The following is a 26,003-nucleotide window of genomic DNA, read 5'->3' on the forward strand; positions in this document are numbered from 1 at the left end:
TCAGGGCGCACCCTGGGCCACGGGCAGGGAGACTAGCGCGAGTAATCCGCCCTGCTCCGCGCGCCCCAATTCAAACTCGCCACCATACAGCCCCACCAGTTCCGATACGATAGCCAAACCGAGCCCAGACCCCGAGCGCCGTTCGTCCAGCATCCGGCCCCGTTCGAGTGCTTCGACGCGTTGCGCTTCGGTCAAGCCGTCACCATCGTCAGCAACTCTCAGCAAAAGCCGGTCCGCGGCGATCTCACAGTCAAACACGACGGTCGTGCTGGCCCACTTGACTGCGTTCTCCAACAGGTTGCCCACGATTTCCTGCAGGTCCTGGGCATCCATCCGTACCTTGGCATCGGGCAAAGGTTGAGACTGCAGTACCAGATCACGGCGTTCAGCCATACGCCCGATCCCGGTCACGACGGTGCCCAATGCGTCCGCAACGTCTGTCGTGCGCGTCAAGGGCGTAGCTCCGGCAGCCGCGGCTCGGGCCAGGTGATGTCGGACTGCGTCGTCGAGGCGCTGAAGTTCGTTCAGGAGTGGGCGGGCCTGTGCCTCGGGCAAACGTTCGCAGTGGGTCTTGAGTACCGTCACCGGCGTCTTGAGTGCATGGGCCAGGTTGCCGGCCGCAGCTCGTCCGCGTTCGATCAGTTGCTCGTCGCGCTCAAGCACGAGGTTGATCGCTTCGGCCAGCGCTTTTAATTCACTGGGAAAATCGGTATCGAGCCGCTGGCTCTGACCGTTTTCCACCTCTCGCAGGTTGCCGTGGATGCGCCGCAGGGGCGACAGCCCCCAACGGATCTGGATGGCCAGTCCCGCCAGCAACAGCACACCAAGACCCGCCAGCGAGAGCCAGAGCAACCGGCTAAAACGATCGACCTCTGCATCCAGCTCCTCCCGACTGGCAGCGACGCTCAGGTGCAAGGTGGACTGCAGGTTGGAGAGTTTGACGTCGCGTTCGATCACGCGTAGCGGTTCGCCAAGGGGGCCGGGTTGATTGCTCAAGTGCAGACCGGGCTCACCGGATACCGCCAACCGTTGGTCCCATAGGGAACGTGAGGTCAGGCTCAGTTCGCCACCGTCTGACGCCTGCCAGTACCAACCGGAAAAGACCCGCTCAAACTGTGGATCTCCCAGACTGCGCACCATGTGCAACGAACGGCTGTTCGGATCGTATTCAATGCCCGCAATGACGACGTTCAGAAGCGAGCGAAGCCGCTCATCGAAGGCGGAGGAGACCGATTGCTTGAAGTTGTAGCTCAGCAGGATCCCGGCCAGAGGCAGAATCAGTCCGACGAGGACCAGTGCGGCAATCAGCAGCCGCGCGTTGACGGACAAGCGACCTATCGCTGCCGGCATCAGGCGCCGCCCGCATCCAGGATTCGATAGCCCTGGCCGCGAACCGTCTCGATACGATCGCGCCCGAGTTTGCGACGCAAGCGGCCGATCTGCACGTCAATGACGTTCGAATCCGGCTCCTGGTCCCGGTCATAGACGTGCTCGGATAGTTCCGTCCGGCTAACGATGCGCGGTGCAGCATGCATGAGATAACCCAGCAGCCGGGTTTCCTGGGCGGTCAACGACACCGGCAGCCCGGCGAGCGTGACCTGACCGCCGTGCGTGTCATACGACAGGTCACCGAGATTGAGGACCGGATGGGCGTGACCGTAACTACGGCGCACCAGAGCCCGGAGGCGAAAGAGCACCTCCGCGGTTTCAAACGGTTTGGTGACGTAGTCGTCAGCGCCCGCCGCAAAGCCGGCGGCCTTGTCCGACCAACGCTCGCGGGCGGTCAGCACCAGCACCGGGAGATCGATCTGCTCATCCCGCCAGCGGGACAGCCAATGAGTACCGTTGCCATCCGGCAAGCCTAAATCCAATATGACCACGTCATAGCGTTCGGTCTTGAGCAGGAAATCCGCCTCACCACCGGTGCCGACCGGCTCCACCAACAGTCCTGAATCCCTCAGGGCGCTGGCAAGGGCCTCTGCCAGACTCTGGTCGTCCTCAACCAGAAGAACCTTCATTGGCGCTCCATTCCCTTGATGTTTCTTCCCTCGATGCCAATCAGCTCGCCGCTGGCCGCATCCACTTCAAATTCCACGATCTGGCCATCCGGCCCCATCATCTCGATCTCGTAGACCGGCACACCGTCCTCGCGCTCGAACTCGACCTCGACGACCTGGCCAATATATTTCTTTTCCAGCTCGCCCAACACGGAGGGCAGCGACTTGATACGGCCGGCCTGGACTTCCCGGTGCAGGTTACGCCAGTCGTCGTCATCGGCGGCGCAGATAGAGACGCTCCCGAGTATGAGGAGCGTTGCGAGGACCATCGTGACCAGTTGTTGCAACATCAGTCTGATTTTCATCTCACTAGCTTCGCAAATGGCATATGAACGGTACATGAACGAAACGCTCAGCCTGGCGTCAGGCGGACTTCGGTACAACGGAAAACATATCGGGCAAAGGTGAACCGCGTTCCTGCGGCCCTGGACGACGCCCGATGTGTCGTAAACCGTTAAAACAGGCAAAAACGAAGGAGCGAACCATGAACCTGAAACAACTGACGCTGGCAACCGTTACCGCTGCACTGATCGTACCGGCCACCTACGCCGCTGCGCCGACCAGCAAGTTGGACGATGCACTCAAGGCCGGAAGCGAATACGGCTTTACCCATTATCACGAAATCGAATTCGACGATAACCAGGAGTTCGAGATCAAGGGCCAGCTCAAGGACAACTGGATCGCTGACGTGGAGTATGCCGACGATGGCCGTATCTTGCACGAGCAGCGTGAACGACACGCCGACAACGCCACTGGCCTGACCCAATCCCAAATCCGCGAGGCCGCAAAAGCCGCACAGGAAAAAGGCATGGTCCGGATCGAGGAAATCGACCTTCGCGGCAATGATCGCCTGAAGATCGAAGGCGAAGACGATAGCGGCCGCGAACTGGAAATCACCTTTCAGCTGGCCGACATGGCCGTTCTGAAGGTCGACCACGACGACTGACCTGGTCCGGCCCCGCCCCAAGCCCGCCATGTGCGGGCTTTTTTATGGCGGCCTATCCAGTTTGTAACAGTCTCTCTACCCCTCCTGGAACCCGACACCGTCCGACGTTGAGGCCGCTCAGCCAATGCGGTGGCGTGACTTTGCCGGGCTGCGGTGCTTTCATATCCGGATCCCCGGAGCCACCAACTTATCCCGTTCGATCTGTATTGGGAGGACCATGCACTTTCTCAACGGCATCACCATTCTGCTGGTCTACCAACTGGTGGGCGAAGTCACCGTGCGCCTGTTTGGCCTGACCATTCCAGGTCCCGTTCTGGGCATGATCCTGCTGTTCATCACCCTGGTGATCCGCGGCGGTGCAGGTAAAGCGCTCGACAGCGCTACCGGCGCACTGCTTGGCCGTCTATCACTGCTGTTCGTCCCGGCGGGTGTAGGCATGATGGTGTATTTCAGCCGCATCATGAACGAGTGGCTGCCTATTGCCATGGCGCTGGTGCTCAGCACCGTGGTCACCATGGTCGTGACCGCGTTGACCATGGTGGGCGTGCAGCGATTGATGGCCAAGCGGAGCCGCGACGATGGTTGAGACCGACCTGGCCCAGATCTGGGTGTACCTACATACCTCCCCGTTGCTGGGGCTGACGGTGACGTTGCTGACCTATGGCGTCGCCCATCGGCTATACGTCTGGGCCGGCAATAACCCGCTGCTCAATCCGGTCATTACCACGATCGGCATGCTGATCGTCTTCCTGCTGCTGACCGATACCAGCTACGAAGAGTATTTCGAGGGCGGGCAGTTTATCCACTTCCTGCTGGGGCCGGCGACGGTGGCGTTGGCGGTGCCGCTTTACGAGCAACTGCCCCGGTTACGTGCGGTGTGGATTCCGGTGTTGGTAGCTCTGGTTGCAGGCGTGCTTGTCGGGGCGTTAAGTTCGATGGCCATCGCCTGGGTCTTCGGTGCATCGCCGGAAACCATCCTCTCCCTGGCGCCCAAATCCGTTACGGCGCCGGTGGCCATGGGCATTTCCGAGGAAATCGGCGGCCTGCCCTCGCTGACGGCGGTGCTGGTGGTCGTGACCGGTATTATCGGCGCCCTGCTCGGCACGAAGCTGTTCGAATGGTTGCGGATCGACGATGACGGTGTGAAAGGCATCGCTATGGGTGTGTCCGCGCATGGAATTGGAACTGCGCGGGCATTCCAGGTGAGCCCGATGATGGGGGCCTTCTCAGGACTCGCGATGGCGTTGTCTGCGTTTGCCACGGCGGTGTTGTTGCCGGGGATGATTGATCTCGTGCGGGCCGTTTTTCCGGGGTTGTTGTCGTAAAGGTGGTGCGGTTCGGCTTTGCCTCACCAGCACCCTACGCGGGCACAGCTCGACTCACTACATTGCGCAGGATGTGGTGAGCAAAGCGAACCGCATCGCTGTCTAGACCGGCCATACATTATCACGCCCTGAAGTTTCCCCTTTTCAGCTACACTGTCCGACAAAACAACAAAATTAGAAGGACGCCCCGATGACCCTATCCACACACGTCTGCGTGATTGGCGCCGGTCCCAGTGGCATCACTGCTGCCAAGAACTGCCTTGAAGCGGGCCTGCCGGTCACGGTGTTCGAGAAGAACGACAGGATCGGCGGCAATTGGGTCTTCAATGCCGCCACCGGCCATTCCAGCGTCTACGAAAACACCCACATCATCAGCTCGAAGGTCTGGTCCGAATACGAAGACTTTCCCATGCCGCCGGATTACCCGGACTACCCCAATCACCGCCAGCTCCAAGCCTACTTCGACAGCTACGCCGCGCATTTTGGCGTAAAGGAGCATATTCAATTCCGCACCAACGTCGACAAGGTTGCCCGCACAACCGGCGGTGCCTGGGAAGTCACCACCACCGATGCGAATGGGCAGGCCCAACAGCAGATGTTCAGCCACCTGATGGTCTGCAACGGCCATCACTGGAATCCAAAGTATCCCGACTACCCGGGCCACTTCGATGGCACCTTCATGCACTCCCACGACTTCAAGGGCGTGGACGATAGCTGGCGCGGCAAGCGGGTGCTGGTGATCGGGGCAGGCAATTCCGCCTGCGACGTGGCCGTGGAAACCGCGCGCCTGGCGGACACGGTCTGCCTGAGCATGCGCAGCCCACAGTGGTTCCTGCCCAAGTTCATGTTCGGCATGCCTTCGGATGTGCTCGGGGCCAAGAACCCCTGGATTCCCGCACGGGTCCGGCAATGGATATTCACCGGGCTACTGAAACTGCTGCAGGGAGATTACGAGAAGAAGTACGGTTTGCCCAAACCAAAAACGCCTGTCCTGAGCCATCACCCGACGATCAATTCGGACCTGCTGGACTTTATCCGCCACGGCCGGATCAAGCCGCGCCCGGCCATAAAGTCGTTCGACGGCAATACCGTGGAATTCGTGGACGGGCGCAAGGAGGCGTTCGACACCATCGTCGCCTGCACCGGCTTCTGGATTTCCTTCCCGTTCTTCGAGCAGTCCTTTATCGATTTCAGCCGGGCCGAGCGTGTGCCGCTCTACCACAAGATGATGCATGCAGAGTACGACAACCTGTATTTCATTGGCCTATTTCAGCCTCTGGGCTGTATCTGGCCCTTAGCGGACTATCAGGCCAAACTGGCTTGCCAGGAGATCCTTGGGCACTGGCAGCGACCGGCGGACATGCACGGGGTGATCATGGACGAGATCAGCCACCCGCACTTGCGGTTCGAAAAGGGCGGGCGGCATTCGACGGAAGTGGATTACCACCTCTTCCGACAGGAACTGAAAGAGGAACTGCTGCAGGCAGGGATCGATATCGGTCGGGCGCCGGAAGGCAGCCGTTACAAGCATTTCCATCAGGCGGCGGTTTAACTTGGCATGTGATACTACGAGCCGACCATAGAGAGAATGTGATTCCACTGGCTTTCGGTAACCGGCATTACCGACAGCCGGGCGCCTTTCTTTACCAGCGGCAGATCGGCCAGTGCCGATTCTTCCTTTAACCGCTGTAACGGGATCACATCGTCGAACTTGCGCTCGAAGACCATATCCACCGCCTTCCACCGCGGCTTTTCCGGCGAGCTCTTGGCATCGAAATAGGGGGACTGTTCGTCAAACTGCGTGGGATCCGGATAGGCGGCCCGCACAACACGGATAACACCCGCGATGCCGATCAGCTTGCAGCTGGAATGGTACATGAAGACGCGATCGCCCTCGTCCATCTCCGCCAGGAAATTACGGGCCTGGTAGTTTCGCACGCCATCCCAGGCAATGGGTTCATCCGGCGCCCGGGCAAAGTCGTCGATGCCGCATTCGTCGGGTTCACTCTTGACCAGCCAGTACGCCATAAAACAGCTCCGGAGTCGTTGATCGATTCAAACCATGCCGTAGGCGCGTTCAACCCGCGCGATCCGCACCGAGTACTCGGAATACCAGACATCCTGGCCGCGACGTTGGGCGACGAGATGTTGCGCATGCTGTTTCCAGCTGCGGATGGAGTCCAGGTCTCGCCAATAGGACACCGTGATACCCACGTCCTCACGTGCCGACTCTACGCCGAGGAAGCCTGGTTGCTCAGAAGCCAGCTCCACCATACGTTGAGCCATGGCGCCGTAGCCATGGTCGCCTTCGGTCCTCAGGGAAGTAAAGATGACCGCATAGTAGGGCGGCTCCGGGGTTTCGGCGATCAGGGGTAATGCTTCAGCCATTTTCAGTCCAGTCGAATTCCATCTGTCGTGCGGTCTTGACGGCCAATTCCCGGTTGGCGAGACGCTCCACCAGATGCAGGCTCATATCGATGCCCGCAGAGATTCCGCCGGAGGTGACCACGTTACCCTGGTCGATCCAGCGCCGGCCTGGCAGGACCTTGATCGCAGGGAAATTGTGGCGCAGGTCTTCAATATCCTCCCAGTGGGTCGTGGCCGTGCGACCGTTCAGCAGGCCAGCTGCGGCCAACAGGAAGGCGCCGGTACAGACCGACGCCACCAAGGGGATATCCTCGCCGCATTGCTCGATCCAGCGGATCACGGGGGGCTTTTCCAGTTCTTCGGCAACCACGCCACCCGGGACGATCAGCAGGTCGATGTCCGGATGTTCGGCAAGGGTATGGTCAGCCTGGATCCGCAACCCGGCGCGGGTCGTCACCAGTCCCTCATGTTGGGAAATGGTCATTACGGAGAAGGGTTCCGGCCCCACCGGTTGACGTTTCCGGTGCACACGGGAGGCCGTGGTAAAGACCTCATAGGGTCCGGCAAAATCCAGGACCTCTACATCATCGAAGACAAAAATACCTACGATCGTCGTCACTCAATCCGCCCTCCGGATAAGCCCGCTTCTCTGATGACGATACCCGCCCCGCAGACCGCGTACCAGATGCCCGGCAACAAAAATGTCCGCTATTTTGGCTGTTGGATAGAGGCGGGTCTTGCACAGGGCTAAACCGGCTACCTTGACAGCAAAGCGCTTCACCGTCTTAACTCAAATAACGCGAGGGCAAGGATATTGATGGCTGCCCCTCGCCTATTTCTCCAATAACAAGAACAACCTGGGCGCTTCGATCGGCCCGGGGTCAGACATGGAATCGCAACCCGTGAGTGACGCAGCCAAGGCGAGCCGGTGTATCCTGGAAACCCGAGGTCTGACCAAGGACTTCAAGGGGTTCACCGCTGTAAAGGATATCAACCTCAAGGTCAACGAAGGCACGATTCATGCCCTGATCGGCCCCAATGGCGCCGGCAAGACGACCTTTTTCAACCTGCTGACCAAGTTCCTGACCCCCAGTGCCGGCACGATCCACTTCGATGGCCATGACATCACCCACCGGCGCCCTGCGGATATTGCCCAACGCGGCGTGATCCGCTCGTTCCAGATTTCCGCCGTATTCCCCCATCTCAGCGCCCGCGAGAATGTGCGCATCGCGCTGCAACGCCAGTTGGGGGTCTCCTACCAGTTCTGGCGGCCCATCAAGATGCTGGACCAGCTCAATGATAAAGCCGATGCCCTGTTGCAGGAGGTTGGCCTGAAAGAGTTTGCGGAGACTAAAGCGGTGGAGTTGGCGTATGGCCGCAAACGGGCCCTGGAAATCGCCACCACCATCGCACTTGAACCCAAGCTGATGCTGCTGGACGAACCGACCCAAGGCATGAGCGCGGAAGACGTGGGTACCGTTACCGATCTGATCGGCCGTGTGGTTAAAGGCCGCACCATTGTGATGGTGGAGCATAACCTCAATGTGGTGTCTTCCCTGGCGGACCGGATCACCGTCCTCAATCGTGGCGAAATCGTGGCCGAGGGCGATTACGAAGCCGTCTCGACCAACCCGCAGGTGATGGAAGCCTATATGGGGACCGCCCATGCCGACTGATGATCGGGCCGAGATGCTGAAGATCGAGAACCTTCATGCCTGGTACGGCGAGTCCCACATCCTGCACGGCATGAACCTGACGGTGCATGAAGGCGAGGTGATCACCCTGCTCGGGCGCAACGGCTCGGGTCGTACCACTACACTCAAGGCCATTCTCGGACTGGTCGGCAAGCGCGAAGGCTCGATCAAGTTGCATGACCAGGAGACGATCAAGCTGCCCACACACCGTATCGCCCATGTGGGGCGCCTGGGTTACTGCCCGGAGGAGCGCGGCATCTTTGCCAGTCTGAACGTGGACGAGAACCTGGCCTTACCGCCGACACTGGCGGAGGGCGGCCTGTCCGTCGACGAAATCTACGGCATGTTCCCCAACCTGAAAGAGCGCCGCGCAAGCCAGGGCTCGAAACTCTCCGGCGGCGAACAGCAGATGCTGGCCATCGCCCGCATCCTGCGTACCGGTGCCAAGCTGTTGCTGCTGGACGAGATCACCGAGGGCCTGGCGCCAGTCATCCTGCGCTCCCTGGACAAGGTGATCCGCCAACTGCGGGAGCAGGGTTTCACCATCGTACTGGTGGAACAGAATTTCCATTTTGCCGCGCCCCTGGCGGACCGGCATTACGTGATCGAGCACGGCCGGGTGGTCGAGCAGATCGACGCAGAGGTACTGGAAGAAAAACGGGAGCAGTTGAACAGGCACCTGAGTGTTTGATGAAACCGGTGTTTGACGAAACAGGTGTTTGACGGAACGAGTGTCTGAACGAAGGGACGCAACCGTCCTCCATACGGGACTGGCCAGCACTCGAAAACAAACAAGAAAAGCGACGAGGGCAAGGACTATGTTCAGTAAAAATGCCAAGTTCACGACCACTACCAGTCTCACCCCGGAAAAAACGTCCAACCAACGTAATCTCGTGAAAGGATTGGTGACGGCTATAGGCCTCGCATTGGTAACCGGGCCGCTAAGCGCCCAGGAGGGCCTGTCCGATGACAAGGTCCGAATCGGCGTTCTCAGTGATATGTCCGGGGTCTATAAGGCGCTTGAAGGTCCCGGCGCCGTGGTCGCCGCCCAGATGGCGGTGGAGGACTTCGGCGGCAAGATCATGGACAAGCCCATCGAGATCGTCTCCGCCGACCACCAGAACAAGCCGGATATCGGCGCCAGCACCGCGCGGGAGTGGATCGACGCCGACCAGGTGGACATGATCACCGCGCTGGACAACTCCTCGGTGGCGCTGGCGGTACAGGGCCTGGCCTCTGACAAGAAAGTGATCACCATGAATACCGGGGCGGGCACCACGGCATTGACCGAGGAACAGTGTACGCCCTACGGCATCCACTACGTCTACGATACCCACGCGCTGCCGGTGGGCACCGCGACCGCCATGGTCAAGAACGGCGGCGAGTCCTGGTTCTTCATCACTGCGGACTACGCGTTCGGTCATTCGCTGCAACAGAACACGGCGGATGTGGTGAAAGAGCTGGACGGTGAAGTGGTCGGCAACGTCAATGCACCGCTGGGCACGACCGACTTCTCCTCGTATCTGTTGCAGGCGCAATCGTCCGGCGCCGACGTCATCGGCCTGGCCAACGCCGGACAGGATACGGTGAATGCCATCAAGCAGGCCAACCAGTTCCGCATCGTGCAGAGCGGCCAGAAGCTGGCGGGGATGCTGGTCTTCATCACCGACGTGAAGAGCATGGGACTGGATATTGCCCAAGGCCTCCAGTTCACCACGGCCTTCGTCTGGAACCAGGACGAGGAAAAGCAGGAGTGGTCACAGCGGTTCTATGATCGTCACGGCGCCATGCCCACCATGGTTCAGGCCGGCGTCTATTCCGCCGTCACCAACTACCTCAAGGCCATCGAAGAGGTAGGTACTGACGACTCCGATGCCGTACGCAAGCAACTGGGCGAGATGAAGCTGAACGACATGTTCGTCAAGGACGGCGAGATCCTCGCCAACGGTCTGATGCTGCACGACATGTACCTGGTGGAAGTCAAGAAGCCCGACGAGTCCGGCGATGATTGGGACCTGCTGCGGGTGGTTTCGACCATCCCGGCGGAAGATGCCTACATCCCGCTGTCGGAAACCCAGTGTCCGCTGGTCAATAAGTAATCTAACCTGAGGGGCGGTCTTGCGGCCGCCCCGCTTCCTGTTCCTGAAGGAGAACCCGGTGTGTCGATCCAGGTGATCATGGCCCAGGCATTGCTGGGGCTCAACGTGGGTGTGTTCTACGCCATGCTGAGTCTCGGGCTGGCGGTGATATTCGGGCTGCTCAACATCATCAATTTCGCCCACGGGGCGATGTATATGCTGGGTGCGTTCATTGCCCTGATCGGCTACACCCTGTTGGATCAATGGTTCGGCATCAGCCTGCAGATCGGCTTCTGGGCCTCGCTTATCGTGGCGCCGGCGCTGGTCGGGCTATTGGGCATTATCCTGGAACGCACGATGCTCAAACGGCTCTACGAGCTTGACCACATCTACGGGCTCCTGCTGACCTTCGGCATCACGCTGATCCTCCAGGGCCTGTTCTCGAACTATTTCAACGTCTCCGGTACGCCCTACCCGGGCCAGCCGGAAATCCTGGCCGGCGTGGTCAACCTTGGCTTCATGTATTTCCCCACCTACAGGCTGTTCGCCATCATCTTCTCGCTGGTGGTCTGCTTCGCCACCTGGTATGTAATCGAGCATACCCGTCTGGGCTCGCGGCTGCGTGCCGGCGTGGAGAACCCCAGCCTGACCCAGGCTTTCGGCCTCAACGTGCCGCTGATGATTACCCTGACCTTCGGTTTCGGCTGCGCCCTGGCCGGTCTTGCCGGTGTTCTGGCGGCACCGATCTATTCTGTCAGCCCGCTGATGGGTGCCGACCTGATTATCGTGGTGTTCGCGGTGGTGGTGATCGGTGGCATGGGCTCGATTATGGGCGCCATCGTCACCGGCCTGGTGCTGGGCATGGTGGAGGGGCTAACGAAGGTGATTTACCCACCTGCGGCCAGCACCGTCATTTTCTTCCTCATGGTCCTGGTGCTGCTGTTCCGGCCCGCCGGCCTTTTTGGCAAGGAGAAGTGAGCCTGTCATGATCAATCGCGCCCTCTGGATCATCATGCTGGTGGCCGGCCTGACGGCCCCCTTCTTCGCCTACCCCGTATTCGTCATGGACTTGCTCTGCTTCGCGCTGTTCGCCTGCGCGTTCAACCTGCTGCTGGGCTATGTCGGCCTGCTTTCTTTCGGCCATGCGGCCTTCTTCGGCGGCGCGGCCTATATCGCCGGCCATGTCATCAAAGTCTGGGGGTTCTCGCCGCTGCTGGGCATTCTCACCGGCGCCGCTTTTGCCATGGTTTTGGGCGCGATCTTCGGCTACCTGGCCATCCGGCGCCAGGGTATCTACTTCGCCATGATCACACTGGCGTTGGCGCAGATTATCTACTTTATGGCATTGCAATTGCCCTTCACGGGTGGAGAAAACGGGTTGCAGGGTATCCCCCGTGGCAACCTGCTGGGTTTTATCGACCTCAATAATTCGCTGACGATGTACTACTTCGTCTTCGCCATTTTCCTGGTCGGCTTCTGCATCATCCACCGTACGATCCACTCGCCCTTCGGCGAGGTGCTGCAAGCCATCCGGGAGAACGAAGCCCGGGCCCTGTCGCTGGGTTACGACGTGGACCGGTTCAAGCTCCAGGCCTTCGTGATTTCCGCCACGATGGCAGGTCTGGCAGGAGCGACAAAGGCCGTCGTCTTCCAGTTCGCGGCCCTGACTAGTGCCCACTGGCAAACCTCCGGCGAAGTCATCCTGATGACCCTGGTGGGTGGACTCGGCACCGTGTTCGGCCCGGTGGTCGGCGCCCTATTGGTTGGCTCACTGAGCCACGAACTGGGCTCGTTCGGCTCCTGGGTACAGGTGATCCTGGGGGTGATCTTCGTGGTGTGCGTGCTCACCTTCCGCCGGGGGATCGTCGGCGAACTGGAGCGCCTTACACGCAAACGCTGAAAGGCGCCTGGTTGAGTCCCGACCAGACGCTTGACCCACCTCAAGTCCACGAACCAAATGATCGATCTGTCGTTCAATCCGGGCGTATGATGGCCAATCCCCTGTAAGTTCTCGTACCCCGAGGACACGCGGCGGTACCCAGGGGCAATCCGCACGCCAAGGAGGATCCCATGAAGGTTACCTTTATCGGTCTCGGCATCATGGGCCAGCGCATGGCCCGCAATCTGCTCCCCCATGTCGATCTCACTGTCTGGAATAGGTCGCCCGAGCCAGCGCGCATACTCGGCGAAGCTGGCGCCCAGGTCGCCGATTCTCCGGTCGATGCGGTCAGTGGCGCTGACGTCGTCTTCTCCATGCTGGCCTCGCCGGAGGTCGTGGAAACCCTGGCTTTCGGTGAGGGCGGTTTTCTCAAGGCCATGGCCGAAAACAGCCTGTGGGTGGACTGCTCCACCGTAAACCCGTCATTCTCCCGTCAATCCGCGGCCGAAGCCGGCACCGCAGGTGTCCACTTCATGGACGGCCCTGTGGCCGGTACCCGCCAGCCCGCCGAGGATGGCACCCTGAGTTTCCTGATAGGCGGCAATCAAAAGGATCTGGACCGGGTCAAACCCCTGCTCGAGCATATGGGCAGCAAGATCCTGCATGTGGGCGGTCATGGCCAGGGCACCGCATTCAAGATGCTGGTGAACGCCATGCTGGCGCAGTCCATGGTGGTCTTCTCCGAAACCGCGCTATTGGGGGAAAAACTCGGCTTCGACCGGGAGATGTTGATGGACACCCTCCCTGGCCTTCCGGTCAGCGCACCTTTCCTGCGCGGCAAGGCCGAGCTGATCCGCAATGGGGAGTTCGAGGCCCAGTTCCCGCTCGAATTGATGTATAAGGATCTGCAACTGCTGGATCAGACGGCCTACGAAAAGGGCCACCCACTCTACCTGGCCAACGCGGCCAAGGCCCTGTTCGGCAGCGCGAGCGCCGCCGGGAAGGGGCGAGAGGATTTCGCGGCTATCCACAGTTACCTTGATCCGGGCCAGCGTTAACGCTGGCCCGTTCATCGAGACCACGATTAACCCAGAGCACAATCCCCTATTCCGCTTTCGCCCAATTAATTAGTAAACTACTCATAAATAACCTTACAAAGATACCAGAGCGCCTCTCGGCAGCCATCTGGCTCGCTATCGTTTCCGGAGACACCTTCCATGAACTCAGCCCCACAGGACCCGTCACCCTCACCGATCTCCGGTCGCCGTCGGCTGGTGCGCAGGGCGCTCCTCATTGGAATCCCCCTGGTGGTCGTTATCGTTGCCGGCCTCTATACCGTCTTCAGCGGTCGCTACATCGCCACCGAGAATGCCTATATTCACGCGCCCCTGGTGAACATTGCGCCGGATGTGAGCGGCCGTATCGACCAGGTTCTGGTCGAAGAAAACCAACCCGTCAGTCGTGGCGAACTGCTGCTGCAGATCGACCCATCGCCCTACCGGATCGCTGTCGAACGCGCCGAAGCGCAACTCAACCAGGCCGCAAACAGTATCCGGACACTCAAGGCCAGCTACGCCACGCGTCAGGAGGAGCTGGCTTTGGCGGAGGAGAACGTGAGTTACAGCCAGCGTGAATTCGCCCGTCAGCAGACCCTGGCCAAGCGCAACCTGACCTCCCAGTCCGAACTGGAAAAATACCGCCACGACCTGGCGACGGCCCGGCGCCAGCGGGACACCACCGACCGGGACCTCAAGCGCATCGCCGCCAGCTTGGGCGGCAAGGTCGACCTGCCACTGGAACAACACCCCGATTACCAGGCAGCCCAGGCCAGCATGGCCTCGGCCCGCCTGGACCTGGAACACACACGAATCCGTGCGCCGTTTGCCGGCATTGCCTCCAAAACACCCGATCCGGGAACCTACGCCAGTGCAGGTTCACCGGTCATGAACCTGGTAGGCAATCGCGACCTGTGGATCGAAGCCAATTTCAAGGAAACCGAACTGACGCGGATGCACCCGGGGCAAGCGGTGACGGTGGAAGTCGACACTTACCCCGACCGTGAATTCGCTGGCCATGTGGAAAGCATAGCCCAGGCCACCGGTTCCGAGTTTTCGGTGCTTCCAGCCCAGAACGCCTCCGGTAACTGGGTCAAGGTGGTCCAGCGCATCCCGGTGCGCATCCGCCTCGATGAACCGTCTTCCGAGGCGGCGCTACGGGCGGGCATGAGTACCGAAGTGACCGTCGACACCGGCTACCCCCACAACGACTTTCCGCTTGTAGTCTGGCTGAGGGGGCTGGTGGCTGAAGCTCACGCCGCCGACCAACCCTGATGAGCAGTACTGTCGCAACGGCCCCGGAGTCAGGCTCAAGCAGCTCCAAGCGAGGCTGGATCACCGTATCCATCATGCTCGCCACCATCATGCAGGCGCTGGACACCACCATCGCCAACGTGGCCCTGCCCAACATGAAAGGCAGTATGTCGGCGACCGAGGAACAGATCTCCTGGGTGCTGACCTCCTACATCGTGGCTGCCGCCATCGCCACGCCGCTGACGGGTTTTCTTTCCGCCAAGCTCGGCCGTAAACGGCTGTTCCTGCTTTCGGTCACCGGTTTCACCATCGCCTCCTTACTCTGTGGTATCGCCGCCAACCTTGAGGAAATGGTGCTGTTCCGCCTGCTGCAGGGCGTCTTTGGGGCTGGACTGGTGCCACTCTCCCAGGCGGTGTTGCTGGACACCTATCCCAAGGAGCAACACGGGTCGGCCATGGCCATGTGGGGTGTCGGCGTTATGGTCGGTCCCATCCTCGGGCCGACCCTGGGCGGTTACCTGACCGAGATGATCAACTGGCGCTGGGTGTTCTTCATCAACCTGCCGTTCGGCATCCTGTCGTTGCTGGGCATCCTCTTCTTCGTGCCCGAGACCGAGAAGGAAAAACGCCGCTTCGATCTGTTCGGCTTTGCCCTGCTGGGGTTAGCCATCGGTGCCCTGCAACTCCTTCTGGATAGGGGGCAGAGCCTGGACTGGTTCTCGTCGCTGGAAATCCAGATCGAAGCCTTGATCGCCGGTACGGCGTTGCTGATGTTCCTCGTGCACATGCATACCCACCGGGAGCCATTCCTCGAGCCAGGCCTGTTCCGTGACCGCAACCTGGCGATCGGCCTGATGTTCATCTTCATGGTCGGTATTATCCTGCTGGCGACCCTTGCACTGCTGCCGCCTTTCCTGCAGAACCTGATGAGCTATCCGGTCATCACGACGGGGCTTGTCCTGGCACCGCGGGGGTTGGGCAGTATGGTGGCCATGATGCTGGTGGGTCGTCTGGTAAACCGGGTCGATGTTCGCCTGCTTATATTGACCGGCCTGATCCTGCTGACAATCAGCCTGTTCGAGATGGCCAACTTCAATACCCAGGTATCGTCGTTCACCGTCGGTATGACCGGCATCGTTCAGGGGATGGGGCTGGGTTTCGTCTTCGTGCCGCTGAGCACGATCACCTTTGCGACGCTTGCGCCACACTACAGAACCGAGGCGACCGCCATGTTCAGTCTCATGCGAAATATCGGTAGCTCTATCGGTATATCGATCATGGTGACTCTGGTTGCCCGCAATACCCAGATCAACCACGCCACCCTGGGCGAGTTCATCAATCCTTTTCGACCGGCCTTCGACGCATTCTCGCTACCGGGCGGCATCGAAAAGCAAAGCACCACCGGATTGGCCATGCTCAACCAGATGGTCACTGAGCAGGCAGCAACCATTGGCTACCTGAACGACTTCAGGCTGATGGCCTGGATCACCCTGGCATCGATTCCGTTGCTATTACTTTTCCGCTCGAACAAACGCACGGCAAGCCAGGGCTGACTGAAACCTTCCTCATCCGGGCCGGAATGCGTGTAATCTGGTGAGCCTCGATCACAAACCTGACAAGAGCAACCATGGCTTCAGACCGTAGGAAAGCCCTCAAACTTGCAGTCGATTTCGTCGCGCCCTACCGCAAAGCGGTCGCCGGTGCGTTCGTTGCGCTGGTATTCACAGCCGGGATAACGCTATCGCTGGGCCAAGGTATCCGCTTGTTGGTGGACCAGGGGTTCGTTACCGGGTCGGCAGACCTGCTGAATCGATCGGTGCTGATCTTCTTCGGGCTGATCGTCTGTTTGGCCATGGGTACATTCGTCCGTTTCTATTTGGTCTCCTGGATCGGCGAACGGGTCGTCGCCGATATCCGCAAGCAGGTGTTCAACCATCTGGTGGAGCTGCATCCGGGCTTCTTCGAGACCAACCGTGGGCTGGAAATCCAGTCTCGCCTGACCGCCGATACCACGGTGTTACAGGCGGTGATCGGCTCCACCATTTCCGTCGCCCTGCGCAACCTGTTCATGCTGGTAGGCGGCATCATCCTGTTGTTCATTACCAACCCGAAGCTCACCTCTATCGTCATGCTTGGTGTCCCCCTCGTGGTGGCACCGATCCTGATCTTCGGTCGGCGCGTACGCAGCCTGTCGCGCCAGAGCCAGGACCGTATTGCCGACGTAGGCAGCTACGTGGGCGAGATCCTGGGTCAGATCAAGATCGTGCAGGCCTATAATCACCAGGCACAGGACAAGGCACGCTTCGCGGATGTGGCGGAGCATGCCTTCGATGTAGCCAAACAGCGTGTGACCCAGCGGGCCTGGCTGATTGCCATCGTGATCCTGCTGATACTGGGCGCGGTGGGCATCATGCTTTGGGTCGGCGGCCGGGATGTGCTGGCGGGCAACATCTCAGGCGGTGAGTTGGCCGCCTTCCTGTTCTACAGCCTGATCGTGGGGATGTCGGTGGGCGCGCTGAGTGAGGTCATCGGCGAATTGCAGCGTGCGGCCGGTGCCGCGGCGCGGATCGTAGAGCTACTGCAAACTGAAAACGAGATCACACCGCCGGCGTCCGGCGCTGCCCGGTTACCGGAGCAGGTCGAAGGCCGGATCGATATCGAGAACCTGCGCTTTGCCTATCCGGGCCGGCCCGAGGTCGATGTCATCGACGGTATCGACCTGAATATTCGCGCCGGCGAAACCCTCGCCCTGGTAGGGCCATCCGGGGCGGGCAAATCCACCCTATTCGACCTGCTGCTGCGCTTCTTCGATCCCAAAGGCGGGCGGATACTGATCGACGGCCAACCCATCGACCTGCTCGATCCCAAGGACCTGCGGCGCTGTTATGCCCTGGTCTCCCAAACGCCCTCGCTATTTTACGGCACCGTCTCCGACAACATTCGCTACGGCCGTCCCGAAGCCACTCAGACAGAGGTGGAAACCGCCGCCAAAGTGGCCTATGCACACGATTTTATCTGCGACCTGCCGAACGGCTACCAAACCCGGCTCGGCGACAGCGGCCTGGGACTCTCCGGCGGCCAGCAACAGCGCATCGCCATCGCCCGCGCACTGATCATGGATGCGCCCATCCTGTTACTGGACGAAGCCACCAGCGCCCTCGATGCGCAAAGTGAACACCTGATCCAGCAGGCGCTACCGAAACTCATGGCCAACCGCACCACCCTGGTCATTGCCCATCGCCTCGCCACCATCAAGCACGCCGACCGGATTGCCGTACTGGACAGGGGTCAGTTGCATGGTATCGGACCGCATCACGAATTGATCAGGAAAGATGCGCTTTATGCGCGTTTGGCGGAGTTGCAGTTCAGGGAGCCGGAGAGAGCCTAGCGCCTGAACGCAAGCAATGTGCTAGCCTTCACCTGACTCCACCTCACCCAAAAAAGGACGCTCCCCAAACCATGGCAGGTTCCAGTAAGAAAGTGATCTACGCTGCCCTGGCGGGCAACTTCATGATTGCCTGTACCAAGTTCGTTGCGGCGGTGATCACCGGCAGCTCGGCGATGTTCTCCGAAGGTATTCACTCACTGGTGGATACCGGCAACCAGGTGCTCCTGCTCTACGGTATGAAGCGTGCTGCCCGGCCGGCGGACAAGCGTTTTCCGTTCGGGCATGGCAAGGAGGTCTATTTCTGGAGTTTCGTGGTCGCGATCCTGATTTTTGCCGTGGGTTCAGGTGTTTCAATTTACGAGGGTGTGCGGCACATCCTGCACCCAACCCCGATAGAAGATCCGACAATCAACTATATCGTGTTGGGCCTGGGTATCCTGTTCGAAGGGGCAGCATGGTTCTTCGCGTTCACTGAATTTTCCCGGGCCAAGGGCAAGTGGGGCTATATCGAAGCGGTCCAGCGAGGCAAGGACCCAACGATGTTCGTTGTGCTGTTCGAAGACTCTGCGGCCATGCTGGGCCTCCTGGTCGCCATGGGCGGGATCTACCTGGCGCATACCACGGGCATGTTCTGGCTGGACGGACTGGCGTCGGTGATCATCGGCCTGATCCTGGGCGGTACTGCAATCTGGCTGGCCTATGAGACAAAGGGCCTGCTTATCGGGGAAGCTGCCAACAAAACGGTTATTGCCGGTATCCGTAAAATCGCCACAGAAACACCTCAAGTCGACGAGGTTAACGAACTATTGACCATGCACATGGGCCCGGATTTCATACTGGTCAACCTCAGCGTAAAATTCACGCCCCAGAACTCCGTAGCCGAACTGGAACGAGTGATCGCCGACCTGGACCACCGGATCAAGGCGTCCTATCCTCAAGCCAAGCGGATTTTTGTCGAAGCCGAGTCCCTGAAGGTCCACGCCGCCCAGGGCGCTCATCACTAGGGACATCCGTGTTTTGACCCGCGCGCGCATTCAGCCGCCCCGCCAACCAGCTCTGGGCGTCACGCGACAACGCATGCGTCACGCCGCCTGGCTGGCGCTGCTCTCCATGCTGCTGATTTTCGTGGGGCCGCTCTACTCCAATGGCCAGGCCCTGCTGGAAGCACAGACGGCCTCCAAATCGCTGCCCGGTTTCAATCATCACGCTCCGGCCATGCTTCATGGCGAGGAGTCGTCGACCGCGCCCGATGCCGCCCACCAGCACGCTGGCGACATACCTGCACACCACGCGGAATGTGGATACTGCGTCCTCCTGACCCACGCTTCGGCGTTGGAGCCGGCCGCGCCGCAGCTCATCGAGCCACCGTTCTGGTCGCCGCAACGACCGCTTGCCCTCCAGCAAGCCAGCTACACCTTTCGTCCCTACAGCATCGCTCAGGTACGGGCGCCACCCTCGACCACCGTCTGAATCGAACATCACGCAACCCCTCTCCAACCGCAGCATCGACGGCCTGCGCGTGCGTGCACGGTTAACACCGGCGGTACGCAGGCCTGACTGACTGCGGGTCATTCTGATCAGACAGGTGTTCCATGCCAAACGACTCCGTGTTCACCACACAGGTGAGCAATACCCGAGCTTTATCCGGCAAGCGCGAAAGCGCGAGCTGGTTCTATCCCTTGCTGCTGCGCCTGCATTTCTATATCGGTCTGTTGATAGGTCCGTTCATCTTCATTGCGGCGCTGTCCGGCGGACTCTATGCGATCTCTCCCCAGATCGAGGATCTCGTCTATGCCCCGTCCCTGAACGCCACAACCGAAGGCACACCCCAGCCCCTGGCAGCGCAAATTGCCGCTGCCAGAGAAGTGGTACCCGAACTCAAACTGGCGGCCGTTCGACCGTCGCCTGCGCTGGGCAAGACATCCCGCATCATGTTCGCCGACCCGGCGCTGGAACGGTACGAAAATCGGGCGATCTTCGTCGATCCCGTGACTCTCGACATCACAGGCAACCTGGCTGTCTACGGCACCAGCGGCGCCCTGCCCCTGAGAAGCTGGATCGACCATCTGCACCGCAGCCTGCACCTGGGTGAGTTTGGTCGTCTTTACAGCGAACTCGCCGCCTCATGGCTATGGATCGCAGCACTGGGCGGTTTCACCCTCTGGTTCATCGGCCACCGCAAACGTAAGCAGTCGCCGGCACTGAAATCCGCCGATTCCACACCGTTCGGTAAGCGTCGCCAACGGCACGCGATTCTCGGACTGACACTGCTGCTTGGTTTCCTGTTCCTCTCCGCGACCGGCCTGACCTGGTCGAAGTGGGCCGGCGGCAATATCGCCGATCTTCGCGCGGCTTTGGATTGGGGAACACCCGGCGTGAATACCCAGCTGGAAACGACACCGGACGCTCCGGCAGGCAGTCGATCGGATACCGTGTTCGATGGCGTACTGGCTGCGGCCCGCCAGGCCGGTATCGACGCGGGTATGCTCGAGATCCAGGCGAATCGCGACCCGCAACGGGCCTGGAAGGTGCGTGAGATCGATCGGGGCTGGCCGACGCAGGTGGATTCAGTGGCCGTGGATCCGAATACCTTTGAGGTGGTGGACCAGGCCAATTTCGTCGATTTCCCCATCGCCGCCAAACTCACCCGCTGGGGTATCGATGCGCATATGGGGACGCTATTCGGCTGGCCCAACCAACTGGTCATGCTGGCCCTGGCCCTCGGACTCTGCACGATGATCGTCTGGGGCTACCGGATGTGGTGGACACGCCGGCCGTTGCCGCGCGCCTCTTCAGCGGCGAAGGCGAAGCGCCTGACCACTCACTGGCTGCGCGCGCCGCTACCAGCCAGACTGACCATCGTGGCGATAACCGCTGCACTTGGCTGGGCGTTGCCGGTGATGGGGGTTAGCCTGGCAGCCTTCCTTGTGCTCGATGTGATCCTGATGGCTCGCTACTCGAGCAGGGTGAGTCGGGCATCCGCCTGATTCAACGCTCCTCCGGCTTCTGTCTGGTAGCCGGAGGAGCCCCTGCTATTCAACCACTTGCCGATCGACGAACCGCTCGCCCTGCCCCAAAGAACGACATTACGATCATCCGTGCCCCTTGCATGCACAAAAATCATGCAATAGACTCCGCAAATGTTACCGGTAACATTTACCGTAAAAAACAAAAACCCAGCAGGAGAAAGTCTATGCCCTCGCTCAAGCACCTGGCTGCCGGTGTCCTTTCGGCAACCTTCGCCATCAACGCCGTCGCCACGGATTACACCTTCAAGTTCCAGTCTTCCGACCCATCCGGCGTAAAGAACTTTGCCATTCAGCAGGAATGGGCTGACCGCGTCGAGACCATGACCGGTGGCCGGGTCGATATTGAGATCCTTCCGGTGGGCAGCGTCGTGGCCCATACCGAAACCCTCGGCGCCATGAAGATGGGTGTTCTCGACGGTCACGTGTCCGTCACTGGTTACTTCTCCGGTCAGGATCCCGCCTTCGGACTGATCGGCAACACCGTCGGCGCCTGGTCCAGCCCGGACCAACTGATCGACTACATCTACTATGGCGGCGGCTATGAGCTGATGAACGAGCTCTACAAGCCGTACGGCGTGAAATTCATCGGTGGCGCAGCAACCGGCCTGGAATCCTTTGTCTCCAAGAAGCCGCTGGACGGCGTTGAGGACCTGAAGGGCCTGAAACTGCGCGCTCCGGAAGGCCTGGTGCAGTCCGTCTTCGCCGCCGCCGGCGCCTCACCGGTCAACCTGCCGGGCTCAGAGGTCTACACCGCCCTGAGCAAGGGCGTGATCGATGCGGCCGACTACACCGTGTTCTCCACCAACCAGGAAGCGGGCTTGAATGAAATTGCTCCGAATCCGGTCTATCCCGGCTTCCACTCCCTGCCGTTGCTGGAAATCGCCATGAATCTGAAGGAGTGGAACGAGCTGCCTGAGGACATCCAGGCGATCATGACCGTATCCGCCCGCGACTTCGCGCAGGACATCAGCACCCAGTTGGCCATGGCCGACCAAAAGGCGGTGAAGGAAGCGCGTAACGATCCGGACATCACCATCCACGACTGGTCTTCCGAGGAGCGTCGCAAGTTCCGTTCTATCGCCCGCGACCAATGGAAGCAGTACGCCGAGCAGTCGCCCAACGCCGAGAAAGTCTACAAATCGGTGACGAGCTACCTGGAATCCCAGGGTCTTCTGTAAACGGTCCCTCGGGCCGTTCAATCCTTTACTGACATTTGCCAGCGACCTGTGCGTCATGACGCCCTCATGACCACGGGTCTGGAGTCTCCCTATGTCTGATCACGCTGCCAAACAGGACCAGACGGACCTGTTGCCCGAGGACAACGAGGATATCGGGTCCACCTGGCTCGACCGCGCCATCGTCTGGCTCGGCAAGAAGCTGAGCCTGGTGTTTGCCCTGATCGTCCTCGTCTCCGCCTACGAGATCGTCCGTCGCTATGTCTTCGACTCGCCCACCCTGTGGGTGCATGAAACGGTCACCTTCGCCGGGGCCACGCTGTTCGTGCTGGGCGGAATCTATGCTTTCGCCACCAACCGCCATGTACGAGTGGTGCTGCTCTACGATGCAGCGCCGCCGAAAGTGCGCCGCTGGCTGGATGTCCTGCACCAGCTGCTGGGCCTGGCCTTCTGCAGCATGCTGCTCTACGGCAGCTGGTTCATGGCCAAGGATGCGGTTCGTGCGCCCTGGGGGGCGTGGCGCCTGGAGACCTCCGGTTCGGCCTGGAACCCGCCATTCCCGGCGCTACTCAAGGTCATCATCCTGGTGGCGGTCATCACCCTGACCCTCCAGTTCATCCTGCACCTGATCCGTGACTTGCGCCGTGTCGCCCGTGGAGGAGATGCCTGATGTTTGAACTCGCCTCCCTCGGTATCGGTTACGGCAGCCTGCTTATGCTGGTGCTGCTGATCCTGCTGTTGTTGACCGGCATGCAGCTGGCTTTCGCCACTGGCCTGGTCGCCCTGTTCTTTGCACTCGGCTGGTTTGGGCCGGACGCCCTCGCCATCGTCAGTAGCCGGCTCTATAGCTTCATCGGCAGTTACGTCTTCCTCGCTGTGCCCATGTTCGTATTGATGGCCTCGTTACTCGATCACTCGGGTATCGCCAAGGATCTCTTCGACGCCATGGCCCGTATCGGCCGCAAGCTACGTGGCGGCGTTGCGATCCAGACCCTGATCGTCGCCATTATCCTGGCATCCATGTCAGGCGTTATCGGCGGCGAGACGGTGCTGCTCGGTATTCTCGCCCTGCCGCAAATGTTGCGCCTGGGCTATGACCGGAAACTGGCAATCGGCACCACCTGTGCCGGCGGTGCGCTGGGCACCATGCTGCCTCCGAGTATCGTACTGATCATCTACGGCCTGACCGCCAACGTCTCTATCGGCGAGCTGTTCAAAGGCGCTTTCCTGCCGGCCCTGATCCTCGCATTGCTCTATATGGGCTATGTGCTGGTCCGGGTCTGGCTCAAGCCGGAGATGGCACCGGTACCCTCCGACAGCGACGAGCCGGAACACCCGGCGCCGAACTTCTTCAAGGCGCTGTTCTTCCCCATCCTCTCTGTCGTGGTGGTTCTCGGCAGCATCTACGGCGGTATTGCCTCGGTCACCGAAGCCTCCGCCTTGGGCGTACTGGGGATCGCGATCTCCACCGCGATCCGCGGCGAGCTGAACCTGCCGATGGTGCGCAAAGCCACCATCAGCACCCTGCGCGTGTGCGGCATGATCATCTGGATCGGTATCGGCGCCACCGCACTGGTCGGCGTCTACAACCTGATGGGCGGCATCGATTTCGTACGGGAGATGGTGTTCACCGTCAGCGGCGGCGATGGCCTGATGACCATCCTGTTCATGATGCTGATCCTGCTGGTGCTGGGCATGTTCCTCGACTGGGTGGGCGTGGCGCTACTGACCATGCCGATTTTCGTGCCGATCGTGACGGAACTCGGCTACAGCCCGATCTGGTTCGGCGTGGTGTTCTGCATGAATATGCAGGTGTCCTTCCTGTCACCGCCCTTCGGCCCCGCGGCCTTCTACCTCAAGACGGTCACGCCGCCCGATATTTCCCTGGGAGAGATCTTCCGGTCACTGCTGCCGTTCATCTGTCTGCAGATCGTGGCACTGGCCCTGCTGATCGCCTTCCCGCAACTGGCGCTATGGTGGCAGTGATATGACAGTACGCAAGATTGTGGTGATGGGCGTCTCCGGCAGCGGCAAGAGTCTGGTTGGCGAGCGTCTGGGCGACCTGCTCGACGTGCAGTTCTTCGACGCCGACGACTATCACAGCGAATCCAACGTGCAGAAAATGGCCAACGGCATACCGCTGACCGACGAGGATCGGCGCGACTGGCTGACGGACCTGGCGGACCTGATCCGCCGGGAAGCCGGCCTGGTACTCGCCTGCTCCGCGTTGAAGAAAACCTACCGGGACCAACTGCGGACCGGCGATCCGTCGCTGAAGTTCCTCTACCTCAAGGGGGACTTCGAGACCATCTGGTCACGACACGCCCAGCGGCAGGACCACTACTTCACCGGGCAGGATATGTTGGAGAGCCAGTTCCTTTCCCTAGAAGAACCGGACGCAAACGAGGCTTACATCATCGATATCTCGGCAACGCCCGAAGCGGTTTTGAAGCAATGTATTGCGGCGCTGAGCATTAAGCCGCAAGACGATCTGGATCAGTAGTCTTAACGAGGCCAGCACTCAGTCAGACGGAAGCGTATGGATACCATCGCTGGAGGAGGGGCATGGACGCCCCGGTCGTCATGGCTCGCCAGGGAAGGCGATCCATGAGCAGCGGAAGCGATGGTATCCATCCGCTTCAGACTCGAGAAAAACAGACTAGCGACGAAGCAGGAGTCACAAGAGGTCACTTTCACCCCATAAGCCATGGCTTACCATAGGCAGCGCTGTAAACGTAAGGAATCTAATTACAACAATGCCAAAAAAACGCAGACCCACACTACAGGACATCGCCGACCAGGTCGGTGCCACCAAGATGACTGTTAGCCGCTGCCTGCGCGGTGGCGACAACGTATCGGAGAAGATGCGCAAACGCATTTTCGCGGTGGCAGAAGAACTGGGCTACATCCCCAACCGGGCACCGGATATCCTGTCCAAGGCCACCAGCCGCGCCATCGGCATCCTGCTGCCCTCACTGACCAACCAGGTCTTTGCGGATGTCATCAAGGGCGTCGAAACGGTAACCGAACCCGCCGGCTATCACCTGATGCTCACCCACTATGGCTACAGCCCCGAAGTGGAGGAACGCAGCCTCGCTTCCCTGCTCTCCTACAACGTGGATGGCGTAATCCTTTCGGATAGCCAGCACACGCCGCGCACCCTGCGCATGCTTGAAACGGCGGGCATTCCGACCGTAGAACTGATGGACACCCATCTACCGCCCTTCCAGCAGGCGGTCGGCTTCAACAACGTCAAGGCCGCCTACGACATGGTGAGCGAGATGATTCGCCGCGGTCGCAAGCACGTGGTCTATCTCGCCGTGCGACTGGATGCCCGGACCCTGCAGCGCCAGGAAGGCTATACCCGGGCCATGGAAGAAAACGGACTTAAACCGGTCACCCTTCGCAGCGAGCAGCGTTCGTCATTTTCGGTCGGCGCCACGTTAATGACCCAGATCCTCGAACAGAATCCGCACACCGATGGCATCTTCTGTACCAACGACGATGTCGCGATCGGGGCCTACTTCGAGTGCCAGCGGCGGGGCCTGGCGGTACCGCAGGATATGGCCATCGTCGGTTTCCACGGCCACGATGTGGGCCAGGCCATGACACCCCGGCTGGCCAGCGTGATTACTCCCCGCGAAGCCCTCGGCAAGCGAGCCGCAGAGGAGCTCTTGGCCCGTCTAGACGGCAGGCCTGTCACAGACAAAGTGATCGACCTGGGGTACCAGATCGAGGCTGGAGGTACGCTCTGAC

At 60.3% G+C, this 26,003-nt stretch carries 27 protein-coding genes; 21 read left to right on the forward strand and 6 right to left on the reverse strand.

The genetic code is table 11. From position 1 onward, the window contains the following. From RE428_RS19105 to RE428_RS19115, 3 genes are read right to left on the reverse strand one after another with little or no spacing between them, the layout of a single operon-like run. Complete coding sequence (locus RE428_RS19105) at positions 1-1,350, reverse strand: sensor histidine kinase (RefSeq protein ID WP_004580581.1); 1,350 nt, start codon at positions 1,348-1,350, stop codon at positions 1-3. Beyond that, a complete protein-coding gene (locus RE428_RS19110; RefSeq protein ID WP_004580580.1) occupies positions 1,350-2,018 on the reverse strand; it encodes a response regulator in 669 nt (222 codons plus the stop codon). The genes RE428_RS19105 and RE428_RS19110 overlap by 1 nt, the downstream gene beginning before the upstream one ends. Further along, the gene (locus RE428_RS19115; RefSeq protein WP_004580579.1) at positions 2,015-2,362 is read right to left on the reverse strand and encodes a PepSY domain-containing protein; all 348 of its coding nucleotides are present in this window, start codon (positions 2,360-2,362) and stop codon (positions 2,015-2,017) included. The genes RE428_RS19110 and RE428_RS19115 overlap by 4 nt, the downstream gene beginning before the upstream one ends. Before the next feature lie 179 nt (positions 2,363-2,541). Here RE428_RS19115 and RE428_RS19120 point away from each other — a divergent pair, with 179 nt between their 5' ends. From RE428_RS19120 to RE428_RS19135, 4 genes are all read left to right on the forward strand, one after another. Beyond that, positions 2,542-3,003, forward strand: a complete 462-nt coding sequence (locus RE428_RS19120) for a PepSY domain-containing protein (RefSeq protein WP_004580578.1) — start codon at positions 2,542-2,544, stop codon at positions 3,001-3,003. 217 nt (positions 3,004-3,220) lie between these two features. Beyond that, positions 3,221-3,589, forward strand: a complete 369-nt coding sequence (locus RE428_RS19125; RefSeq protein ID WP_004580577.1) for a CidA/LrgA family protein — start codon at positions 3,221-3,223, stop codon at positions 3,587-3,589. Continuing rightward, positions 3,582-4,328: an LrgB family protein gene (locus RE428_RS19130; RefSeq protein ID WP_004580576.1), complete on the forward strand. Its 747-nt coding sequence runs from the start codon at positions 3,582-3,584 to the stop codon at positions 4,326-4,328. Before RE428_RS19125 ends, RE428_RS19130 begins: the two co-directional genes overlap by 8 nt. A gap of 190 nt (positions 4,329-4,518) precedes the next feature. Further along, positions 4,519-5,880, forward strand: a complete 1,362-nt coding sequence (locus tag RE428_RS19135; RefSeq protein ID WP_004580575.1) for a flavin-containing monooxygenase — start codon at positions 4,519-4,521, stop codon at positions 5,878-5,880. Positions 5,881-5,894: 14 nt separating this feature from the next. On the opposite strand, the gene RE428_RS19140 is transcribed toward RE428_RS19135, so the two are convergent. From RE428_RS19140 to RE428_RS19150, 3 genes are read right to left on the reverse strand one after another with little or no spacing between them, the layout of a single operon-like run. Then, on the reverse strand, positions 5,895-6,356 hold the full coding sequence (locus tag RE428_RS19140; RefSeq protein WP_004580574.1) for an EVE domain-containing protein: 462 nt from the start codon (positions 6,354-6,356) through the stop codon (positions 5,895-5,897). Between the two features lie 27 nt (positions 6,357-6,383). After that, the gene (locus tag RE428_RS19145; RefSeq protein ID WP_004580573.1) at positions 6,384-6,716 is read right to left on the reverse strand and encodes an antibiotic biosynthesis monooxygenase family protein; all 333 of its coding nucleotides are present in this window, start codon (positions 6,714-6,716) and stop codon (positions 6,384-6,386) included. Beyond that, positions 6,709-7,314, reverse strand: coding sequence for a DJ-1/PfpI family protein (locus RE428_RS19150; protein ID WP_004580572.1), 606 nt, complete (start codon positions 7,312-7,314; stop codon positions 6,709-6,711). Before RE428_RS19150 ends, RE428_RS19145 begins: the two co-directional genes overlap by 8 nt. 268 nt (positions 7,315-7,582) lie before the next feature. Between RE428_RS19150 and RE428_RS19155 the strand changes: the two genes are divergently transcribed. From RE428_RS19155 to gntR, 17 genes are all read left to right on the forward strand, one after another. Beyond that, positions 7,583-8,371: an ABC transporter ATP-binding protein gene (locus RE428_RS19155; RefSeq protein WP_051079775.1), complete on the forward strand. Its 789-nt coding sequence runs from the start codon at positions 7,583-7,585 to the stop codon at positions 8,369-8,371. Then, entirely contained in the window at positions 8,361-9,080 is a 720-nt protein-coding gene (locus tag RE428_RS19160; protein WP_004580570.1) for an ABC transporter ATP-binding protein, read from the forward strand. Before RE428_RS19155 ends, RE428_RS19160 begins: the two co-directional genes overlap by 11 nt. 127 nt (positions 9,081-9,207) lie before the next feature. Beyond that, positions 9,208-10,488 (forward strand): ABC transporter substrate-binding protein, encoded by a 1,281-nt coding sequence (locus RE428_RS19165; RefSeq protein ID WP_004580569.1) that lies wholly within the window; start codon positions 9,208-9,210, stop codon positions 10,486-10,488. 78 nt (positions 10,489-10,566) lie between these two features. Beyond that, the gene (locus RE428_RS19170) at positions 10,567-11,445 is read left to right on the forward strand and encodes a branched-chain amino acid ABC transporter permease (RefSeq protein ID WP_040883185.1); all 879 of its coding nucleotides are present in this window, start codon (positions 10,567-10,569) and stop codon (positions 11,443-11,445) included. 7 nt (positions 11,446-11,452) lie between these two features. Next, positions 11,453-12,367 (forward strand): branched-chain amino acid ABC transporter permease, encoded by a 915-nt coding sequence (locus tag RE428_RS19175; protein ID WP_004580567.1) that lies wholly within the window; start codon positions 11,453-11,455, stop codon positions 12,365-12,367. 170 nt (positions 12,368-12,537) lie between these two features. Continuing rightward, a complete protein-coding gene (locus RE428_RS19180) occupies positions 12,538-13,404 on the forward strand; it encodes an NAD(P)-dependent oxidoreductase (protein WP_004580566.1) in 867 nt (288 codons plus the stop codon). 159 nt (positions 13,405-13,563) lie between these two features. Continuing rightward, a complete protein-coding gene (locus RE428_RS19185; protein WP_004580565.1) occupies positions 13,564-14,676 on the forward strand; it encodes an HlyD family secretion protein in 1,113 nt (370 codons plus the stop codon). Further along, positions 14,676-16,208, forward strand: coding sequence for a DHA2 family efflux MFS transporter permease subunit (locus RE428_RS19190; protein ID WP_051079774.1), 1,533 nt, complete (start codon positions 14,676-14,678; stop codon positions 16,206-16,208). Before RE428_RS19185 ends, RE428_RS19190 begins: the two co-directional genes overlap by 1 nt. 74 nt (positions 16,209-16,282) lie before the next feature. Further along, the gene (locus tag RE428_RS19195; RefSeq protein WP_004580563.1) at positions 16,283-18,043 is read left to right on the forward strand and encodes an ABC transporter transmembrane domain-containing protein; all 1,761 of its coding nucleotides are present in this window, start codon (positions 16,283-16,285) and stop codon (positions 18,041-18,043) included. Between the two features lie 71 nt (positions 18,044-18,114). Then, on the forward strand, positions 18,115-19,047 hold the full coding sequence (locus RE428_RS19200) for a cation diffusion facilitator family transporter (RefSeq protein WP_004580562.1): 933 nt from the start codon (positions 18,115-18,117) through the stop codon (positions 19,045-19,047). 73 nt (positions 19,048-19,120) lie between these two features. Next, a complete protein-coding gene (locus RE428_RS19205) occupies positions 19,121-19,513 on the forward strand; it encodes a DUF2946 domain-containing protein (RefSeq protein ID WP_004580561.1) in 393 nt (130 codons plus the stop codon). 122 nt (positions 19,514-19,635) lie between these two features. After that, a complete protein-coding gene (locus tag RE428_RS19210; protein WP_004580560.1) occupies positions 19,636-21,030 on the forward strand; it encodes a PepSY-associated TM helix domain-containing protein in 1,395 nt (464 codons plus the stop codon). Positions 21,031-21,236: 206 nt separating this feature from the next. Continuing rightward, the gene (locus RE428_RS19215) at positions 21,237-22,250 is read left to right on the forward strand and encodes a TRAP transporter substrate-binding protein (RefSeq protein ID WP_004580559.1); all 1,014 of its coding nucleotides are present in this window, start codon (positions 21,237-21,239) and stop codon (positions 22,248-22,250) included. Between the two features lie 91 nt (positions 22,251-22,341). Next, positions 22,342-22,917 carry a TRAP transporter small permease subunit gene (locus tag RE428_RS19220; protein ID WP_004580558.1) on the forward strand — a complete coding sequence of 192 codons (576 nt, stop codon included), beginning with the start codon at positions 22,342-22,344 and terminating at the stop codon, positions 22,915-22,917. Next, on the forward strand, positions 22,917-24,233 hold the full coding sequence (locus RE428_RS19225; RefSeq protein WP_004580557.1) for a TRAP transporter large permease: 1,317 nt from the start codon (positions 22,917-22,919) through the stop codon (positions 24,231-24,233). The genes RE428_RS19220 and RE428_RS19225 overlap by 1 nt, the downstream gene beginning before the upstream one ends. Position 24,234: 1 nt before the next feature. Next, entirely contained in the window at positions 24,235-24,750 is a 516-nt protein-coding gene (locus tag RE428_RS19230) for a gluconokinase (RefSeq protein WP_004580556.1), read from the forward strand. 253 nt (positions 24,751-25,003) lie between these two features. Beyond that, the gene (gntR, locus tag RE428_RS19235) at positions 25,004-26,002 is read left to right on the forward strand and encodes a gluconate operon transcriptional repressor GntR (protein WP_004580555.1); all 999 of its coding nucleotides are present in this window, start codon (positions 25,004-25,006) and stop codon (positions 26,000-26,002) included. Position 26,003 lies beyond the last annotated feature (1 nt).

Source organism: Marinobacter nanhaiticus D15-8W, from assembly GCF_036511935.1.
Lineage (GTDB): Bacteria > Pseudomonadota > Gammaproteobacteria > Pseudomonadales > Oleiphilaceae > Marinobacter_A > Marinobacter_A nanhaiticus.

What these genes read in the sequence shown, in the direction of transcription:
- RE428_RS19105 (WP_004580581.1), bottom strand. Translation starts at nt 1,350, where the DNA reads ATGCCGGCAGCGATAGGTCGCTTGTCCGTCAACGCGCGGCTGCTGATT.
- RE428_RS19110 (WP_004580580.1), bottom strand. Translation starts at nt 2,018, where the DNA reads ATGAAGGTTCTTCTGGTTGAGGACGACCAGAGTCTGGCAGAGGCCCTT.
- RE428_RS19115 (WP_004580579.1), bottom strand. Translation starts at nt 2,362, where the DNA reads ATGAAAATCAGACTGATGTTGCAACAACTGGTCACGATGGTCCTCGCA.
- RE428_RS19120 (WP_004580578.1), top strand. Translation starts at nt 2,542, where the DNA reads ATGAACCTGAAACAACTGACGCTGGCAACCGTTACCGCTGCACTGATC.
- RE428_RS19125 (WP_004580577.1), top strand. Translation starts at nt 3,221, where the DNA reads ATGCACTTTCTCAACGGCATCACCATTCTGCTGGTCTACCAACTGGTG.
- RE428_RS19130 (WP_004580576.1), top strand. Translation starts at nt 3,582, where the DNA reads ATGGTTGAGACCGACCTGGCCCAGATCTGGGTGTACCTACATACCTCC.
- RE428_RS19135 (WP_004580575.1), top strand. Translation starts at nt 4,519, where the DNA reads ATGACCCTATCCACACACGTCTGCGTGATTGGCGCCGGTCCCAGTGGC.
- RE428_RS19140 (WP_004580574.1), bottom strand. Translation starts at nt 6,356, where the DNA reads ATGGCGTACTGGCTGGTCAAGAGTGAACCCGACGAATGCGGCATCGAC.
- RE428_RS19145 (WP_004580573.1), bottom strand. Translation starts at nt 6,716, where the DNA reads ATGGCTGAAGCATTACCCCTGATCGCCGAAACCCCGGAGCCGCCCTAC.
- RE428_RS19155 (WP_051079775.1), top strand. Translation starts at nt 7,583, where the DNA reads ATGGAATCGCAACCCGTGAGTGACGCAGCCAAGGCGAGCCGGTGTATC.
- RE428_RS19160 (WP_004580570.1), top strand. Translation starts at nt 8,361, where the DNA reads ATGCCGACTGATGATCGGGCCGAGATGCTGAAGATCGAGAACCTTCAT.
- RE428_RS19165 (WP_004580569.1), top strand. Translation starts at nt 9,208, where the DNA reads ATGTTCAGTAAAAATGCCAAGTTCACGACCACTACCAGTCTCACCCCG.
- RE428_RS19170 (WP_040883185.1), top strand. Translation starts at nt 10,567, where the DNA reads ATGGCCCAGGCATTGCTGGGGCTCAACGTGGGTGTGTTCTACGCCATG.
- RE428_RS19175 (WP_004580567.1), top strand. Translation starts at nt 11,453, where the DNA reads ATGATCAATCGCGCCCTCTGGATCATCATGCTGGTGGCCGGCCTGACG.
- RE428_RS19180 (WP_004580566.1), top strand. Translation starts at nt 12,538, where the DNA reads ATGAAGGTTACCTTTATCGGTCTCGGCATCATGGGCCAGCGCATGGCC.
- RE428_RS19185 (WP_004580565.1), top strand. Translation starts at nt 13,564, where the DNA reads ATGAACTCAGCCCCACAGGACCCGTCACCCTCACCGATCTCCGGTCGC.
- RE428_RS19190 (WP_051079774.1), top strand. Translation starts at nt 14,676, where the DNA reads ATGAGCAGTACTGTCGCAACGGCCCCGGAGTCAGGCTCAAGCAGCTCC.
- RE428_RS19195 (WP_004580563.1), top strand. Translation starts at nt 16,283, where the DNA reads ATGGCTTCAGACCGTAGGAAAGCCCTCAAACTTGCAGTCGATTTCGTC.
- RE428_RS19200 (WP_004580562.1), top strand. Translation starts at nt 18,115, where the DNA reads ATGGCAGGTTCCAGTAAGAAAGTGATCTACGCTGCCCTGGCGGGCAAC.
- RE428_RS19205 (WP_004580561.1), top strand. Translation starts at nt 19,121, where the DNA reads ATGCGTCACGCCGCCTGGCTGGCGCTGCTCTCCATGCTGCTGATTTTC.
- RE428_RS19210 (WP_004580560.1), top strand. Translation starts at nt 19,636, where the DNA reads ATGCCAAACGACTCCGTGTTCACCACACAGGTGAGCAATACCCGAGCT.
- RE428_RS19215 (WP_004580559.1), top strand. Translation starts at nt 21,237, where the DNA reads ATGCCCTCGCTCAAGCACCTGGCTGCCGGTGTCCTTTCGGCAACCTTC.
- RE428_RS19220 (WP_004580558.1), top strand. Translation starts at nt 22,342, where the DNA reads ATGTCTGATCACGCTGCCAAACAGGACCAGACGGACCTGTTGCCCGAG.
- RE428_RS19225 (WP_004580557.1), top strand. Translation starts at nt 22,917, where the DNA reads ATGTTTGAACTCGCCTCCCTCGGTATCGGTTACGGCAGCCTGCTTATG.
- RE428_RS19230 (WP_004580556.1), top strand. Translation starts at nt 24,235, where the DNA reads ATGACAGTACGCAAGATTGTGGTGATGGGCGTCTCCGGCAGCGGCAAG.
- gntR (WP_004580555.1), top strand. Translation starts at nt 25,004, where the DNA reads ATGCCAAAAAAACGCAGACCCACACTACAGGACATCGCCGACCAGGTC.